Source organism: Nocardiopsis sp. NPDC006139, from assembly GCF_040614155.1.
Lineage (GTDB): Bacteria > Actinomycetota > Actinomycetes > Streptosporangiales > Streptosporangiaceae > Nocardiopsis > Nocardiopsis changdeensis.
In genome coordinates, this window is the sequence record NZ_JBEXTT010000012.1 from 213,498 (window position 1) to 227,939 (window position 14,442).

Annotated in this window: 13 protein-coding genes; 7 read left to right on the top strand and 6 right to left on the bottom strand. The window is 74.1% G+C overall.

Going from position 1 to position 14,442, the window contains the following annotated elements:
* Nucleotides 1-90 precede the first annotated feature (90 nt).
* Nucleotides 91-852: a DeoR/GlpR family DNA-binding transcription regulator gene (locus ABZ249_RS18245; protein ID WP_220564644.1), complete on the bottom strand. Its 762-nt coding sequence runs from the start codon at nt 850-852 to the stop codon at nt 91-93.
* Between the two features lie 308 nt (nt 853-1,160).
* Between ABZ249_RS18245 and ABZ249_RS18250 the strand changes: the two genes are divergently transcribed.
* Together ABZ249_RS18250 and ABZ249_RS18255 are read left to right on the top strand one after the other, a co-directional pair.
* Nucleotides 1,161-2,114 carry a 1-phosphofructokinase family hexose kinase gene (locus ABZ249_RS18250; RefSeq protein WP_355264008.1) on the top strand — a complete coding sequence of 318 codons (954 nt, stop codon included), beginning with the start codon at nt 1,161-1,163 and terminating at the stop codon, nt 2,112-2,114.
* 32 nt (nt 2,115-2,146) lie between these two features.
* Nucleotides 2,147-2,413, top strand: coding sequence for an HPr family phosphocarrier protein (locus tag ABZ249_RS18255; RefSeq protein WP_220564642.1), 267 nt, complete (start codon nt 2,147-2,149; stop codon nt 2,411-2,413).
* A 73-nt stretch (nt 2,414-2,486) separates the two neighbouring features.
* Here ABZ249_RS18255 and ABZ249_RS18260 read toward each other — a convergent pair whose 3' ends face one another.
* On the bottom strand, nt 2,487-3,248 hold the full coding sequence (locus ABZ249_RS18260; protein WP_355264011.1) for an SDR family NAD(P)-dependent oxidoreductase: 762 nt from the start codon (nt 3,246-3,248) through the stop codon (nt 2,487-2,489).
* 318 nt (nt 3,249-3,566) lie between these two features.
* Between ABZ249_RS18260 and ABZ249_RS18265 the strand changes: the two genes are divergently transcribed.
* Both ABZ249_RS18265 and ABZ249_RS18270 read left to right on the top strand, forming a co-directional pair.
* Entirely contained in the window at nt 3,567-4,808 is a 1,242-nt protein-coding gene (locus ABZ249_RS18265) for an MFS transporter (protein ID WP_355264014.1), read from the top strand.
* A 73-nt stretch (nt 4,809-4,881) separates the two neighbouring features.
* Nucleotides 4,882-5,919: a nitronate monooxygenase gene (locus ABZ249_RS18270; protein ID WP_355264017.1), complete on the top strand. Its 1,038-nt coding sequence runs from the start codon at nt 4,882-4,884 to the stop codon at nt 5,917-5,919.
* A 4-nt stretch (nt 5,920-5,923) separates the two neighbouring features.
* On the opposite strand, the gene fes is transcribed toward ABZ249_RS18270, so the two are convergent.
* Together fes and ABZ249_RS18280 are read right to left on the bottom strand one after the other, a co-directional pair.
* Nucleotides 5,924-7,237 (bottom strand): enterochelin esterase, encoded by a 1,314-nt coding sequence (gene fes, locus ABZ249_RS18275; RefSeq protein WP_355264020.1) that lies wholly within the window; start codon nt 7,235-7,237, stop codon nt 5,924-5,926.
* A 28-nt stretch (nt 7,238-7,265) separates the two neighbouring features.
* Nucleotides 7,266-7,730, bottom strand: coding sequence for a MarR family transcriptional regulator (locus ABZ249_RS18280; protein WP_355264023.1), 465 nt, complete (start codon nt 7,728-7,730; stop codon nt 7,266-7,268).
* A 58-nt stretch (nt 7,731-7,788) separates the two neighbouring features.
* Between ABZ249_RS18280 and fepB the strand changes: the two genes are divergently transcribed.
* Together fepB and ABZ249_RS18290 are read left to right on the top strand one after the other, a co-directional pair.
* Nucleotides 7,789-8,778: a Fe2+-enterobactin ABC transporter substrate-binding protein gene (gene fepB, locus ABZ249_RS18285; protein WP_355264026.1), complete on the top strand. Its 990-nt coding sequence runs from the start codon at nt 7,789-7,791 to the stop codon at nt 8,776-8,778.
* 194 nt (nt 8,779-8,972) lie between these two features.
* Nucleotides 8,973-11,510: a penicillin acylase family protein gene (locus ABZ249_RS18290; protein ID WP_355264029.1), complete on the top strand. Its 2,538-nt coding sequence runs from the start codon at nt 8,973-8,975 to the stop codon at nt 11,508-11,510.
* A 63-nt stretch (nt 11,511-11,573) separates the two neighbouring features.
* On the opposite strand, the gene ABZ249_RS18295 is transcribed toward ABZ249_RS18290, so the two are convergent.
* Complete coding sequence (locus ABZ249_RS18295) at nt 11,574-12,452, bottom strand: oxidoreductase (protein WP_355264032.1); 879 nt, start codon at nt 12,450-12,452, stop codon at nt 11,574-11,576.
* An 81-nt stretch (nt 12,453-12,533) separates the two neighbouring features.
* Here ABZ249_RS18295 and ABZ249_RS18300 point away from each other — a divergent pair, with 81 nt between their 5' ends.
* The gene (locus ABZ249_RS18300) at nt 12,534-13,118 is read left to right on the top strand and encodes a TetR/AcrR family transcriptional regulator (RefSeq protein ID WP_355264035.1); all 585 of its coding nucleotides are present in this window, start codon (nt 12,534-12,536) and stop codon (nt 13,116-13,118) included.
* A gap of 18 nt (nt 13,119-13,136) precedes the next feature.
* On the opposite strand, the gene ABZ249_RS18305 is transcribed toward ABZ249_RS18300, so the two are convergent.
* Nucleotides 13,137-14,387: a hypothetical protein gene (locus ABZ249_RS18305; RefSeq protein ID WP_355264038.1), complete on the bottom strand. Its 1,251-nt coding sequence runs from the start codon at nt 14,385-14,387 to the stop codon at nt 13,137-13,139.
* Nucleotides 14,388-14,442: the final 55 nt, after the last annotated feature.

Consider the following 14,442-nt stretch of genomic DNA (forward strand, 5'->3'; position numbering starts at 1 on the left):
GGTGTGGTGTGGGCGGGGCGCCCGGCCGGCTGGACGGGGAGGTGCGGCGGGAGGGGCCGCGCACCTCGGTCGGACGGGCGCCGGTCCTGGTCAGACCACCCGGACCGAGGGTCCGGCGGCCTCCAGCTCGTCGGCGAGGCCCCCGGCGAGACCCTGGTCGGTGATGACCAGGTCCAGGTCCTCGACGGAGGCGAATCGGGCGAAGTGGTCGTTGCCGACCTTGGTGTGGTCGGCGAGGAGGACGGCACGCCGGGCCGAGGCGATCATGGAGCGCTTCACCTCGGCCTCCGCCGGGTCGGGCGTGGTGAGCCCGCGTTCGACGGAGATGCCGTTGGTGGCCATGAAGGCGACGTCCACGAAGGACTCGGCCAGCGACCTCAGGGCCCACGCGTCGACGGTGGCCTGCGTCCGGGTGCGCAGGCGGCCGCCGAGGAACATCAGGTTGATGTTGGTGCGCGTGGTGAGGGTGAGGGCGATGGAGAGGGAGTTGGTGACGACGGTGAGTTCCCGGTCGGCGGGCAGCTGCTCGGCGAGGCGTCCGATGGTGGACCCCGCGTCGAGGAGGATCGCCCCCTCCTCCGGGAGTTCTTCGATCGCGGCCTTGGCGATCCGCTCCTTCTCCTGGGTCATCACGGAGTCGCGCACGTTGAGCGCGGGCTCGAAGCCCAGGCGCTCGACGGGGATCGCGCCGCCGTGGACCCGCCGCAGGACCCCGTGGCGCTCCAGCGCCGTGAGGTCCCGCCGGATGGTCTCGTAGGTGACGTCGAACTCCGCGGCGAGCCCCGTCACGTCGACCCGGCCGTCCCGGCGGGCGCGTTCGAGGATCGCCTGCTGGCGCTCTTCCGCGTACATGTTGGATCACCTGTGTTTCGGTGTGGTTTTCGGTGAGTTTAATCGTGTTGCCTGGGACACACAAGGGGTACCTTCCTCCAATATCCCAGTAAGGCCCCGCGACCACATCCGGCCACCGCCGATGCGACAGGGAACCCCTATAGCCACTGGCCGCGCGCCTCGCGGGCGCCGACCGGCACACCCCGGGGGCGACACTCGAACCGGAAACCAGAGGACAACCGTGTTGACACACGCAGATGAACACACATAATCAAAGGCAGTCCAACATCCGGACCGGGCCGGGCGCAGCGACCGCGAAAAGAGCTCCCATGATCCTGACCCTCACCCCCAACCCGAGCGTGGACCACACCCTGGAGGTGGACCGCCTCATCCGGGGCGAGGTCCTGCGGGTCGACGCCACGCGCGCCCAGGCGGGCGGCAAGGGCGTCAACGTCGCCCGGGCCCTGCACCTGGCCGGCGTGGAAACGCGTGCGATCCTCCCTGTCGGCGGGGGCGGCGGTGCCGAACTCACCGCCCTGCTCGGCGACCTGCCGCGGCTCACCGTCCCCATCGAGGGCGAGACCCGCGCCAACATCGCGATCACCGAGGCCGACGGCACCACCACCAAGGTCAACGCCCCGGGCCCCACGCTCTCCCCCTCCGAGGCCGACACCCTGCTGGCCGTCCTGGAGGACGAGCTGGCACAGCGCCCGGAATGGATCGTGGCCAGCGGAAGCCTGCCGGCGGGCGCGGGAGAGGACTTCTACGTGCGGGTGGCCGGGCTGGCCGCCGGTTACGGGGTGCCCCTGGCCCTGGACACCTCCGGCAAACCCCTGGAGGCCGCGGTGCGCGCCGGGTCGATCGGCCTGGCCAAGCCCAACCTGGAAGAGCTGTCGGAGCTGACCGGGCGCACCCCCGCCACCGTCGGCGAGGTCGCCGCCGCCGCCCGGGAGCTCCTCTCCCACGGCAACGGTTCCGCCCTCGTGACCCTGGGCGGGCACGGTGCCATACTCGTGGGGCCCGAACACACGTGGTGGGCGCGCGGCCCCCGGGTCCGCACCCGCAGCACCGTGGGCGCGGGCGACTGCGCCCTCGCCGGGTTCCTCACCCCCGCCGACTCCCCGGTCGACCGCCTGCGCAACGCGGTGGCCTGGGGGACCGCGGCGGTGTCCCTGCCCGGAACGACCATCCCCGCCCCCGACGACGTCGAGCCGGACGCCGTCGAGGTGGTGTCCGAACCCGACCCCTCCCGGCCCCTCGACTCGCTCGTCGACCGGCCCTGACCGGTCCGTCCACCCCTCACAAGGAGCAGCAGATGCCCCAGCGCACCGTAGCCGTCGGTTCCGCCCAAGGACTGCACGCGCGACCCGCCACCCTCTTCGTCCAGGCGGCCACCGCCACCGGCCTGCCCGTGACCGTCGCCGCGGCGGGCAAGGACCCGGTGAACGCGGGCAGCCTGCTCGCCGTGATGACCCTGGGGGTCGGGCACGGAGACGAGGTGACCATCGCCGCCGAGGGCGAGGGCGCCGACGCCGCCCTGGACTCCCTGGCCGAGCTGCTGGCCTCCGAACTGGACGCCTGAGCCCCGGAACGCTCACGGCGGCGCCCGCCGCGCAGGCTCCTGCGCGGCGGGCGCCGCCGTGTACGGGGCCGGGTCAGCCCTCCCGCTTCACCCGGTGGACCTTGTGCTGGGCGGCCTGGGCCCGCGGGCGGACCACCATCAGGTCGATGTTGACGTGCGGCGGCCGGGTGACCGCCCACACGATGGTGTCGGCGACGTCCTCGGCGCTGAGCGGGTCGGGCACGCCCTCGTAGACGGCCTCCGCCGCGTCGGCGTCGCCGCGCAGCCGGTTGAGGGAGAACTCCTCGGTCTTGACCATGCCCGGGGCGATCTCCAGGACCCGGACGGGCTGCCCGCACAGCTCCAGGCGCAGGGTGGCGGCCAGGGTGTGGGCGCCGTGCTTGGCGGCGACGTACCCGCCGCCGCCCTCGTAGACGACGTGCCCGGCCACGGAGCTGACCACCAGGACGGTGCCCGCGCCGCTCTCGATGAGCTTCGGCAGCAGGGCCTGGGTCATGTTGAGCACGCCGAGCACGTTGACCTCGTACATGGCGCGCCAGTCGGCGGGGTCGGCGGCGGCGACGGTCTCGGTCCCGATGGCGCCGCCCGCGTTGTTCACCAGGACGTCGCAGGAGGGCAGCCCGGCGGCGAAGGCGTCCACGGCGCCGCGGTCGGTGACGTCGAGGACGTACGCGCGGGCGCTGTGCCCCTCCTTGACGAGTTCGGCGGCCAGCTCCTCGACGCGGTCGGCGCGGCGGGCCACGAGCACCACGTCGTACCCCCGGGCGGCCAGGCCCCGGGCGGTGGCGGCGCCGATACCGCTGCTGGCACCGGTGACGACGGCGGTCGCTGTCATGTGGTCATCCTCCTGCGGTTTCGCTGTCGCGCCGAGCGTATCCGGGCCCGCCGGGCGGAGTCCCGGCCGCCCCCGGTGTCCTCCGGCACATTCGCGCGCCGGGGGCCGCCGTGCCCCCGCGCCGGGCCGTCCGGACGGTCCCCGGCCGCGGTCCCCCGCCGCTGTTCCACGCGCCGTCGCGGACCGGCCGCACGGTACCCGAAAACCCGTGGTCCGGAGAAATTCACGCGTGCTAGCGTGGACGCCCGCCGCGGAATCCAAAGGCCCTTCGACGGCCTTTTCCTTTCCGCGCACACCGCGCCTCCGGAAAGGACCCGTGTGGACTCGGGAGAACCGCCCCCACGCCCGCCCCTGCTCCGCCGTTACGCCCTTTTCTCCCTGGCCGCGACCACCGCGGACTTCGCTTTCGGCGCGGTTTTCATCACCGTTCTGCTCGGCCGCGGCCTCGACCCCGGGATGCTGGGGGCCATGGTCGCCGCGGGCACCCTGTTCGGGCTGGCGGCGGAGGCGCCCAGCGGGGCGCTGGGCGACCGCTACGGCCACCGGCGGCTGCTGGCGCTGGGCCTGGTGGTCTGGGGCGCGGGCTTCGCCCTGTTCGGCTGGGCCGACGAACTGCTCCCGACCATGGTCGGATCGGTGCTGTGGTCGGTGGGCTTCCACCTGCACACCGGCACCCTGACCGCGCTGGTGGTCAACCGGGTCGGCGACCGCGACCGGACCGCCCGGGTCGCCCGGCTGACCCGGTGGGGGCAGGTCTCCTCGCGGCTGGGCGGGGTCGCGGGCGCCGCCTCGGTGCTGGTCGCCGGGACCTGGCTCTCCGCCGACCTGCTCATCCTGGCCGCGGGCGTGCTGCTGGTGGGCCTGGGGGCGGTGGCGCCGCTGGTCTTCCCGCGCTCCCCCGGACGGCCGGACGTCTCGGTCGCCGGGCTGCTCCGGGAGTCGGTGACGGCCCTGGCGGGGCGGCGCTACGTGCCGCTGGTCGCCCTGGTCCTGTGCTCGACCCCGGCCAAGGTGGTGCTGGTCATCTGCTGGCAGCCCCTGGTCGCGCGGGAGTACGGGGGCGACGTCCGGTTCAACGGCCTGGTCCTGCTCGGCATGACCCTGGCCCTGGCGCTGGGGGCGGCCTGCTCCCGTTTCATCGATCCGCGCAACCCGCACCTGTGGGCCCCGGCGTCGGCGGTCGCCACCGCCGTTCCGCTGTTCCTGGTGGCCTGGGGCGCGCTGCCGCTGCTCGTGGGGCTGGTGCTGGCCGAATTCCTGCTCGGGCTGGCCCAGGCGCTGTTCGTGGCGTGGGAGCACCTCATGTACAGCGACGAGGCGCGGAATACGCTTTTCTCGGTGATGTCGTTCCTCGGATTGGCCGTGATCGGTGCGACGTACGCCGTTTTCGGATGGGCGTGGGACGTGTGGGGACTGGAATCCGCGATGGTCGCCGTTCTGGCGGTTTCCACGGTCGGCTCCCTGGCGGTGATACCGCTGGCGTACGCCTTTCCCGAATCGCGCCGTTTCTTCGACCCCCGGGAGGGGGCGCGGGCGCAGGAGTCCGAACCCGCGGAATGACCGTCCGGCCCCGGTCCCCCGCGGTGGCGTCGTCTACCCTGCCCGTGTACGTGGTCGGAAGAGCGGGGGGATCATGAGCCATCTGTCGGATCTGTTGCGGGAACGGCCGCTCGTCCAGGCGCCCATGGCGGGCGGGGCCTCCACTCCGGAGCTGGTGGGCGCGGTGGCCCGGGCCGGGGGCCTGGGGTTCCTGGCCGCCGGGTACCTGGCGCCGGAGCAGGTGGAGGAGCAGGTCGCCCGGGTGCGCGGGCTCGGGGTGTCGGCGTTCGGGGTGAACGTGTTCGTGCCCGGGCCCGCCGGCGACCCCGCCGCGGTGCGGGACTACCGCGAGGAGCTGGGCGCCGAGGCCGAACGCCACGGGACGGCCCCGGGCGAGCCGGTCCACGACGACGACGCCTGGGAGGCCAAGATCGACCTCCTGGAACGGCTGGGCGTCCCGGTCGTGGGCTTCACGTTCGGCTGCCCCGACGGCAACGTGCTGCGCCGCCTCCAGGAGGCCGGGTCCGCGGTGGTCGTCACCGTCACCTCGGTGGACGAGGCGCTGCTGGCGGTGGCCCGCGGCGCCGACGGCCTGTGCGCCCAGGGGGTGGAGGCCGGCGGGCACCGGGCCGCGTTCGACCCGACGCGCGGCGGCGAACTGCCGACCGCGGAGCTGGTGGCGGCGCTGGCCGGGGCCGTCGAGGTCCCGGTGATCGGCGCGGGCGGGATCATGACGGGCGGCGAGGCCGCCGCGGTGCTGGAGGCGGGCGCGGCGGCGGTGCAGCTGGGCACGGCGTTCCTGCGCTGCCCCGAGAGCGGGGCCCAGCCCGCCCACAAGCTGGCGCTGATCGACCCCGACTTCACCGAGACCACCCTGACCTGGGCGTTCACCGGACGTCCCGCGCGCGGCCTGGTCAACCGGTTCATCATCGAGCACCCCAAGGCCCCGTACGCCTACCCGGAGCTGCACCACATGACCCGGCCGCTGCGGGCGGCCGCGGCGCGGGCCTCCGACACGGGCGGCATGGCGCTGTGGGCCGGGACCGGTTTCCGGCGGGCCACCGACGACCCGGCCGCCGAGGTGGTGGCGCGCCTGCGCCGCGAGGCGGCGCAGGCGGGCGCCCGCCTCTGACCGGTCAGCGCTCCCAGTCGCCGGTGGCGAAGGCCAGGGCGGCCGGCAGCCCGGCCCGCCAGCAGGCGCGGTCGTGTCCGCCGTGGTACTCCTCCAGCAGCACGGCGCCCGGGTCGCCGCCCAGGTCCGCGGCGCGGACGGCCAGGGCGTCGCGCAGCCGCCGGTTGGGGTCGAGCAGGGACCACTCGTGGGTGCCCGCGGAGAGGTGGACGCGGTCCGGGAGGCGGTCGGCGACGGCGACCCGGGCGGTGGTGCGTTCGCTCTCCCCTCCGGCCACGGCCACGTTGGGCCACCAGAACGAGCCCGACTGGGAGACCACCCGGCCGAACCGGTCGGGGTCGGTGAGGGCGGCGTGCATAGCGGTGAGCCCGCCCAGGCTCTGCCCGGCGACGAGGGTGCGCCGGGGGTCGGCGGTGATCCGGTACCTCTCGCCCAGCCGGGGCAGGAGTTCGCCGCCCAGGGCGCGGACGAAGTCGTCCGAGCAGGCCAGCTGCTCGCTGCGGGAGGCGAAGTCCAGGGAGTCCACCATGACGGTGAGCATCGGCGGCAGGGTCCCGGTGTGGACGAGCCCGTCCAGGACCCGGGGCAGGTCCGCGTGCCAGTCCCGGCCGTCCAGCAGCAGGGCGACGGGCCAGGGGCGGCCGCCGGGGGGCCTGCGGGCGGGTTCGTGCACCCACACGGGGCGGCTGTCGCCGAGGACGGCGCTGGCGAACCCCCTCTCCTCCACCCGGCCCGCGGGCGCGCCGGGGTCGCCGGCCGGTGGGACGGGGGCCTCGGGCAGGGACACCACGGAGTGGCCCCCGTCCGACTGCTCGCGGGCCAGCGGGTCGGCGACCGCGTGGGCCAGGGCGGCGAACCAGCGGGCGACGGCCGGCCGGTCCTCCGGGTCGGAGACGGCCAGGGCGCGTTCGCGGCGGATGCGCAGCATCTCGGGCAGGTCGGCGGGATCGCCCGGCCCGGCGCCGGCGGGGATCGGCGCGATGGTGTAGGACGCCCGCCAGTCTCCGCGCATCCGGTAGGTGAGGTGCCGGACGTCGGTGCCGGGGATCCGCTCCATGCGGTTGTGGTCGTAGGAGTCGGCGTCGGCGATCTTGTTGGCCACCAGCAGAACGTCGGCGAGTTCGTCGCCGCCCCGCCACAGGAAGGTGACGGTGCGGCGGCCCTCGGCGTCGGCCTCGCCCACCAGCGGGGTGCCGGTGCGCCGGACGGACTCCCAGAACCCCGCGGTGTCCCGGGCGGCCTCCGCCACGCAGGGTGTGGGCACCCGTTCGGGACGGACGGTGCGCTTGAGGCGCGGGGGGATCGTGTGGGTCCGCATGCGGCCCCCTCCTCGGTCGTACTCGGGTTCAGGCTTCGGGAACGCCCTCCACCTCGGACATCAGGTCGAACAGCGCGGCGACCCGGTCCTCGGACAGGGCGCTGAGCGGGGACCGGGCGGTGAGCCCCGCGCCGATGGCCTCGACGATCCGGGTGCCCTCCGCCGTGGGCCGCGCCATCCGCATGCGCCGGTCGCTGATGGAGGCGGTCTTCCTCACCAGGCCGCGCTCCTCCAGCTCCCGGGTGATGACCGAGATCCGCGAGGCGGTGCAGCCCAGCTGCCGGGCCAGCGCCCCCTGGGAGGAGGCGTCGTGCAGCGCGCGCAGGGCGCGGGCCTGGAACGCGGTGAGCCCGTGTTCCGCGGCCAGCTCGGACAGCAGTCCCTCCACCCGGTGGGCGACGCGCAGCAGCGCCTCGCCCGCGTCCCGTGTCGAGGGCCTGCGGGGTGCGGTCCCGGCGGGTGCGTTCTGACCGGTCGGCGACGTCGCCGTCATCCGTCCCTCACTTCCCGGAAGTTGACATTTAGGATAGCCATACCTAAATATGCTTGTCATGAAGCAAGTAAAGCTCCTGCACAGCCTAGCCGTCGGCGCCGCCCTGACCATGGCCCTCAGCGCCTGTGGAACCGGGGGCGGCTCCGAAGCCGCCGGGGCGCAGGACACGGACACCGGGGAGACCCGGGCCGTCACCCACATCTACGGCGAGACCGAGATCCCCGTCGACCCCCAGAGCGTGGTCGCCGTCAGCGTCACCGCGGCCCCGGTCCTGCTGAGCCTGGACGTCCCCGTGGTCGCCGCCGGCACCACCACCCCCAGCGCCCTCACCGACGACAACGGCTTCTTCGCCCAGTGGGCCCCGGTGGCCGAGGAGCGCGGCGTCGAACCGCTGCCCGGCCCCGAGATCTCGCTGGAGGCGGTCGCCGCCGCCGGGCCCGACCTCATCGTCGGCAACGGCTTCGGGGCGGACGCCGTCGACGAGGCGACCTACGAGAAGCTCTCCGAGATCGCGCCCACCGTCGTCTACGGCGAGGGCGACGTCTCCTGGGTGGACCTGACCGAGCAGTACGCCCGGGCCCTGGACCGCACCGACCGGTTCGAGGAGATCACCGGGGAGTACGACGCCCTGGTCGAGGAGTCCTCGGCGCGGATCTCCACCGAGCAGCCGGTGGCCGTCCTCAGCGTCACCCCCAACGGGTTCAACGTGTTCACCGCCGAGTCCGCCCAGGGGCGCCTGGCCACCGACCTGGGGCTGACCCTCCAGGAGCTGCCCGAGGACGCGGCGGCCGACAGCACCCAGGGCGCGCGCACCGACATCGTCGGCGTGGCCCCCGAGAACGCCGACGCCCTGGGCGACGCGACCCTGCTGTTCGTGAACCCGCAGGGCGACGGGCTCGACTCCTACCTGGAGACGGCCCCCATCCTGGAGAGCCTGCCCGCCTGGGAGGACGAGCGCGCCTTCACCCTGGGCCCGTCGTCGTTCCGGATGGACTACTACAGCGTCCCCCTGCTGGCCGAGCGCCTGACCGAGGTCCTCCCCTCCTGAGGACCGCTCGCACGGGGGCGGGCCGGCCGCCCCCGTGCGCGCCCGGCCGGAGGGCCGGCCGGGGCCCGTTCGCGGCGCCGGCCGACACCGGCGCGCCGCCCGCGGGACCGGATTCTTTTACCCGCAGGTAACAATTGGGTTCTCCGGCCGCTCGGCCCTAGAGCCTGTGACCTGCCACACCCTAAGGTTCCGCCATGGGTGTATTGCGGAAGCGTGTCCTTTTTCGTGTGCTTTTGGGTGTTCTGTCGACTGTTGTGGTACTCGCCCTGGTCGGCGCGCTACTGGGTGTGTGGACCGTGCGCAGGTCGTTCCCGCAGACCTCCGGCGAGATCGCCCTCCCCGGGCTGAACGCCGAGGTCACGGTGCTGCGCGATGAGTACGGCGTCCCCCACGTGTACGCCGGCGACGCGCACGACCTCTTCATGGCCCAGGGCTACGTGCACGCCCAGGACCGGTTCTGGGAGATGGACTTCCGCCGCCACGTGACGTCCGGCCGCACCGCCGAGCTCTTCGGCGAGGCCCAGGTGGAGACCGACGTCTACCTGCGCACCATGGGCTGGCGGCACGTCGCCGAGCAGGAGTACGAGCTGCTGGAGCCCGAGACCAGGGGCTACCTCGACGCCTACGCCGCAGGGGTCAACGCCTGGCTGGCGGAGAACGACGGGGCCGCGGCGAGCCTGGAGTACGCGCTGCTCGGCGTGCTCAACGGCGGCCACACCATCGAGGAGTGGGACCCGGTCGACAGCCTGGCCTGGCTCAAGGCCATGGCCTGGGACCTGGGCGGCAACATGCGCGAGGAGACGGAGCGCGCGCAGCTGCTCGGCCTCGGGTTCACCGAGGAGCAGATCGCCGAGCTGTACCCCGAGTACCCCTACGAGGAGCACCGGCCGATCACCGACACAGACGAGCTGCTGGACACCGCGCCCGAGGGCGACCCCGAGGACGCGCGGCGCGCCCCCGAACTGCCCGGGGAGGCCGTGGCCGCCGTCGGCGCCGTGTACGACGGGGCGCTGGCCCTGCCCGAGATGCTCGGCCCGCGGAGCAGCCCCGACCTGGGCTCCAACTCGTGGGTCGTGGGCGGCGAGCACACCGAGTCGGGCCTGCCCCTGCTGGCCAACGACCCCCACCTGGGCGCGGCCATGCCCTCCACCTGGCACCAGGTGGGCCTGCACTGCACCGAGCTGAGCGAGACCTGCCCGTTCGACGTCGCCGGGTTCGGGTTCTCCGGGCTGCCCGGCGTGGTCATCGGCCAGAACGAGTCGATCGCTTGGGGCTTCACCAACCTCAACCCCGACGTGATGGACCTGTTCGTCGAGCGGATCGAGGGCGACTCCTACATCGTCGACGGCGAGGAGCGCCCCCTGGAGACCCGCACCGAGACGGTGAAGGTCGCCGGGGGCGAGGACGTGGAGATCACCGTCCGCTCCACCCACCACGGCCCGCTGCTGTCCGACACCGCCGCGGGCGCCGACCTGGCCGGGATCGCCGAGGACCCGCAGGTCGAGGGGGCCGAGGAGGGGGCCGGGTACGCGGTGGCCCTCCAGTGGACCGCGCTGTCGCCCGGGACCACCGCCGACGCCCTGTTCGTCATGAACCGCGCCCGCGACTGGGAGGACTTCCGCCGGGCCGCGAGCGGGTTCTCGGTCCCCGCGCAGAACCTCGTCTACGCCGACAACGAGGGCAACATCGGCTACCAGGCGCCGGGAACGGTCCCGGTCCGGGGCGAGGGCGACGGCCGCTACCCGGCGCCCGGCTGGGACTCCGCCTACGACTGGGAGGAGTACATCCCCTTCGAGGACCTGCCCAGCGTGTACAACCCCGAGTCCGGGTTCGTCGTCACCGCCAACCAGTCCGGCGTGGACGCGGACTACCCGCACTTCCTGACCGACGACTGGGACTACGGCTACCGCTCCCAGCGCATCAACGACCTGCTGGAGGAGGCCGTTGCCGAGGGCCCCGTGACCGGCGAGGACATGTCGGAGATCCACATGGACTCCTACCACCTGGGCGCCGAGGCGATCGTCCCCCACCTGCTGGACGCCGAGGTGTCGGGGGTCGCGGCGCAGGGGCAGGACCTGCTGCGCGACTGGGACCTGTACACCGAGCCCGACTCCGCGGGGGCGGCCTTCTACCAGGCGACCTGGCGGCACCTGCTGCCGCTGCTGTTCGACGAGCTGGACCCGGTGCAGATGACCGGCAACTCGCGCGGCATGTACGTGGTGGGCACCCTGCTGGAGGACCCCGACTCCGCCTGGTGGGCGGGAGAGGAGGCCGACGGCCGCGACGCGGTGCTGGCCGCCGCGATGGAGGCCGCCGCCGAGGAGCTGACGGAGCTGCTGGGCGACGACCCCGCCGACTGGCGCTGGGGCGACCTGCACACCCTGACCGCGACGCACCAGTCGTTCGGCACCTCGGGCATCGGGGTGGTCGAGTGGCTGTTCAACCGGGGCCCGGTGGAGAGCTCCGGCGGGTCGGCGATCGTCAACGCCACCGGCTGGGACGACAAGGAGGGGTACGGGATCACCGCGGTGCCGTCGATGCGGATGGTGGTCGACCTGTCGGACCGGGACGCGTCCACCTGGGTGCACCTGACCGGCAACTCCGGGCACGCGTTCCACCCGAACTACGACGACCAGCTGGAGCCGTGGGCCCGCGGGGAGACGATGCCGTTCGTGTTCGGCGAGGACGCGGTGCGCGCCGCGGCGGTGGACGAGCTGACCCTCGTGCCGTAGGCGTCCCGCGGGAGGGCGGACGAGGGGCCCGCGCCGACGGCGCGGGCCCCGTTCCGTTCCCGGTCAGGCCTTGAGGGGGAAGGAGACGCCGGTGCGCTCCTCCGACAGCTCCCACAGGCGGCGGGCGGCGGCCCCGTCCCGGGCGGCCGGGCTGCGCCAGGACAGGCCGGGCGCGCCCCGCACGGCCCCCCGCGGCCCGGCGAACCCGGCCGGGGGGATCTCCTGGGTGGCCGCGTAGACCGTGGGCAGGGCCCCGACCGCGGCGCTCTGGGCGAACAGCCGGTTCCCGACGCGGGTGAGGAGCGTCCGGAACAGCACGCCGGCGCCGTGGCTCTGGAGGTTGGTGGCGGCGTAGCCCGGGTGGGCGGCCACCGACAGCACGGGCGAGCCGGCCTCGGTGAGGCGGCGCTGGAGCTCCAGGGTGAACAGGAGGTTGGCCAGCTTGGACTGGCCGTAGGCCCGGTAGGGCGTGTAGCCGCGTTCGAGGTCCACGTCGTCGAAGCGGATCCCCCGGACCGAGGCGTGCAGCCCGGAGGAGAGCGTGACCACCCGCCCGGTGACATGCTCCAGCAGCAGGTTGGTGAGGGCGAAGTGGCCCAGGTGGTTGGTGCCGAACTGCAACTCGAACCCGTCGGCGGTGCGGCCCCTGGGGACGGCCATGATCCCGGCGTTGTTGATCAGGAGGTGGATGTCGCCGCTCCATGCCTCGGCGAAGGCGCGCACAGAGGACAGGTCGGCCAGGTCCAGGCGGCGCACCTCGGTCTCGCCGGGGATGTCCGCGGCGGCGGCCCGCCCCCTGTCCTCGTCCCGCACGGCCAGGACGACACGGGAGCCCATGCGGGCCAGGGCGCGGGCGGTCTCCAGGCCCAGGCCGCTGTTGGCGCCTGTGACGACGGCCGTGGTGCCGGTGAGGTCGGGGAGTGCGACCGGTGTGCTGTTCATGTCCCTCACGGTAGACACCGGACCGCGAAGTTGTCAATGACAACAATGATGGCGCCGACAACATCCGTTTATGCTGGACCCATGACCGATCGTCCCTATCACCACGGCGACCTGCGGGCCGCCCTGCTCGCGGGGGCCGAGCGCGCCCTGGCGGCGCGGGGCCCCGCCGCACTGTCCCTGCGCGAACTCGCGCGGGAGGCCGGGGTGAGCCACGCCGCGCCCGGCCGCCACTTCCGGGACAAGTCGGCCCTGCTCGACGCCCTCGCGCTCAACGGCTTCGAGCGCCTCACCTCGCAGCTGGCCGCGGCGGCCGAGGAGCCGGGCGACACCCGCGACGGCCTGCTCGCCCTGGCCCGGGTGTACGTGTCGTTCGCCCTGCGCAACGCCGCCCTGCTCGACCTCATGTACTCGCGCAAGCACGAACCCGACGCCCCCGAGGAGCTGACGGCGGCGGTCGGGCGCCTGCTGGACACCATGATGCGGTTCATCACCGAGGGCCAGCGGGCCGGGGAGATCACCGCGGGCGACCCGGAGGTCGTCGCGTTCACGGTGGCGGCGGCCCTGCACGGGTTCGCGGCGTTCAACTCCACCACCGCGCCCGAGGAGGCCGACGCCCTGCTGCCCGGGGTCATCGACGTGCTGGCCTCCGGCCTCCTCCCCCGCTGACGGCGGCGGTCCGGGCCGTCAGCGCTCCGGCCGGGCGAAGGGGTCGGCCGGCGGGTCGTACACGACCTCCTCGTCCAGCAGCCACACCCAGTCGGGCCGCCAGCGGGGGTCGCGGCGTTCCATCTCGGCGGCGACGTCGCCGACGGGCACGCCGCCGCCGATCGCGAAGCGCTCGCCGGCCCACTCGGGCCAGTGGTCGTAGGCGCGGTCGACCTCCACCGCCTCCGGAGTGGCCCGGACCCGCAGGAAGAACCAGCGCCCGTGCTCGGGGTGGGCCTCGGCGCGGCGCAGCGTGAAGTCCGGCAGGCCCGGGGGCACGTCCAGCCAGGAGCCGTCGGCGGCGGTCAGGGACGGGGAGGCCGACCACTCCCCCATCGACACCGTGTAGGTGACCGCGCCGCCGTGGTCGGCGGCCAGGGCGCGCAGGGCGTCGGAGAGCTCCCGCAGGGGTCCGGTCTCCGGCGGGGCGGGGCGCTCCCGCTCGCGGCAGGCCCGCATCACGGGTTCGACGAGCAGGCACCACTCCCGGTCGGAGAGCCTGCGGACGCGCAGGCGCTCGGCCGGGACCTCCGTCCCGGCGGGCACCGGGACGGCCTCGGGCGACGTCCCGGCGGCGACCCCGGCCCGGCGGAGCACGGACATCGCGGCGTCGGCGTCGAAGGGGATGTCGGACAGGAACCCCAGGTCCGCGCCGGTCACGGCGCGGTGTCCGACGGCCTCCATGAGCTCCCCGACGCGGGCGCGGAAGGCGTCGAACTCCTCCTGCCCCGCGTCCTCCCACTCCTCCAGCTCCGCGAGGTGGCCGTCCTCCAGCAGGGCGCCGATCCCCTCGGTCGCGCTCGCCGCGTCGCGGTACGGGCCGGTGTGGTAGCCGACGCCGTCCTCCTCCACGTCCCCGGGGTAGTCGGAGCGCGCCCACTCCCGGCCGTCCCACCAGTAGGCGAACCCGAGCGCCCTCCGTTCCTCGGCGCGCCCGATCCACTCCCAGGGCAGCCAGGACGGAGCGTCGGCGAAGAGGTTCGTCGGCGTCCGGTACGGATTGGTGGTCTCGCCCGACCGGTCCCAGCCGACCAGCAGGAACCGGCCGCCCTCGACGCGGACCAGTCGGCACCAGTTGCCGCCCCCGTCCTCCAGGACCAGCGAGCCGTCCTCGGCGATGCGGCGCCCCTCGGGCCAGAAGGAGCCCATCCCCGCGGCGACGGCCGCCTTGGCCGAGGCGAAGGACCAGAGGGTCTCGGGGTGGGGCAGGCGGTCTGCGGTGCGGGCCATGTGCACTCCTGAACATCGTCGGTCCGCCGCAGGCTACCGCCCGCCTAGGACGGAG

Bases quoted from the DNA above. Each gene is read 5' to 3' on its own strand.
- ABZ249_RS18305 (WP_355264038.1), bottom strand. From the start codon at position 14,387: ATGGCCCGCACCGCAGACCGCCTGCCCCACCCCGAGACCCTCTGGTCC.
- fes (WP_355264020.1), bottom strand. From the start codon at position 7,237: ATGCGGACCCACACGATCCCCCCGCGCCTCAAGCGCACCGTCCGTCCC.
- ABZ249_RS18255 (WP_220564642.1), top strand. From the start codon at position 2,147: ATGCCCCAGCGCACCGTAGCCGTCGGTTCCGCCCAAGGACTGCACGCG.
- ABZ249_RS18290 (WP_355264029.1), top strand. From the start codon at position 8,973: ATGGGTGTATTGCGGAAGCGTGTCCTTTTTCGTGTGCTTTTGGGTGTT.
- fepB (WP_355264026.1), top strand. From the start codon at position 7,789: ATGAAGCAAGTAAAGCTCCTGCACAGCCTAGCCGTCGGCGCCGCCCTG.
- ABZ249_RS18270 (WP_355264017.1), top strand. From the start codon at position 4,882: ATGAGCCATCTGTCGGATCTGTTGCGGGAACGGCCGCTCGTCCAGGCG.
- ABZ249_RS18280 (WP_355264023.1), bottom strand. From the start codon at position 7,730: ATGACGGCGACGTCGCCGACCGGTCAGAACGCACCCGCCGGGACCGCA.
- ABZ249_RS18250 (WP_355264008.1), top strand. From the start codon at position 1,161: ATGATCCTGACCCTCACCCCCAACCCGAGCGTGGACCACACCCTGGAG.
- ABZ249_RS18295 (WP_355264032.1), bottom strand. From the start codon at position 12,452: ATGAACAGCACACCGGTCGCACTCCCCGACCTCACCGGCACCACGGCC.
- ABZ249_RS18245 (WP_220564644.1), bottom strand. From the start codon at position 852: ATGTACGCGGAAGAGCGCCAGCAGGCGATCCTCGAACGCGCCCGCCGG.
- ABZ249_RS18260 (WP_355264011.1), bottom strand. From the start codon at position 3,248: ATGACAGCGACCGCCGTCGTCACCGGTGCCAGCAGCGGTATCGGCGCC.
- ABZ249_RS18300 (WP_355264035.1), top strand. From the start codon at position 12,534: ATGACCGATCGTCCCTATCACCACGGCGACCTGCGGGCCGCCCTGCTC.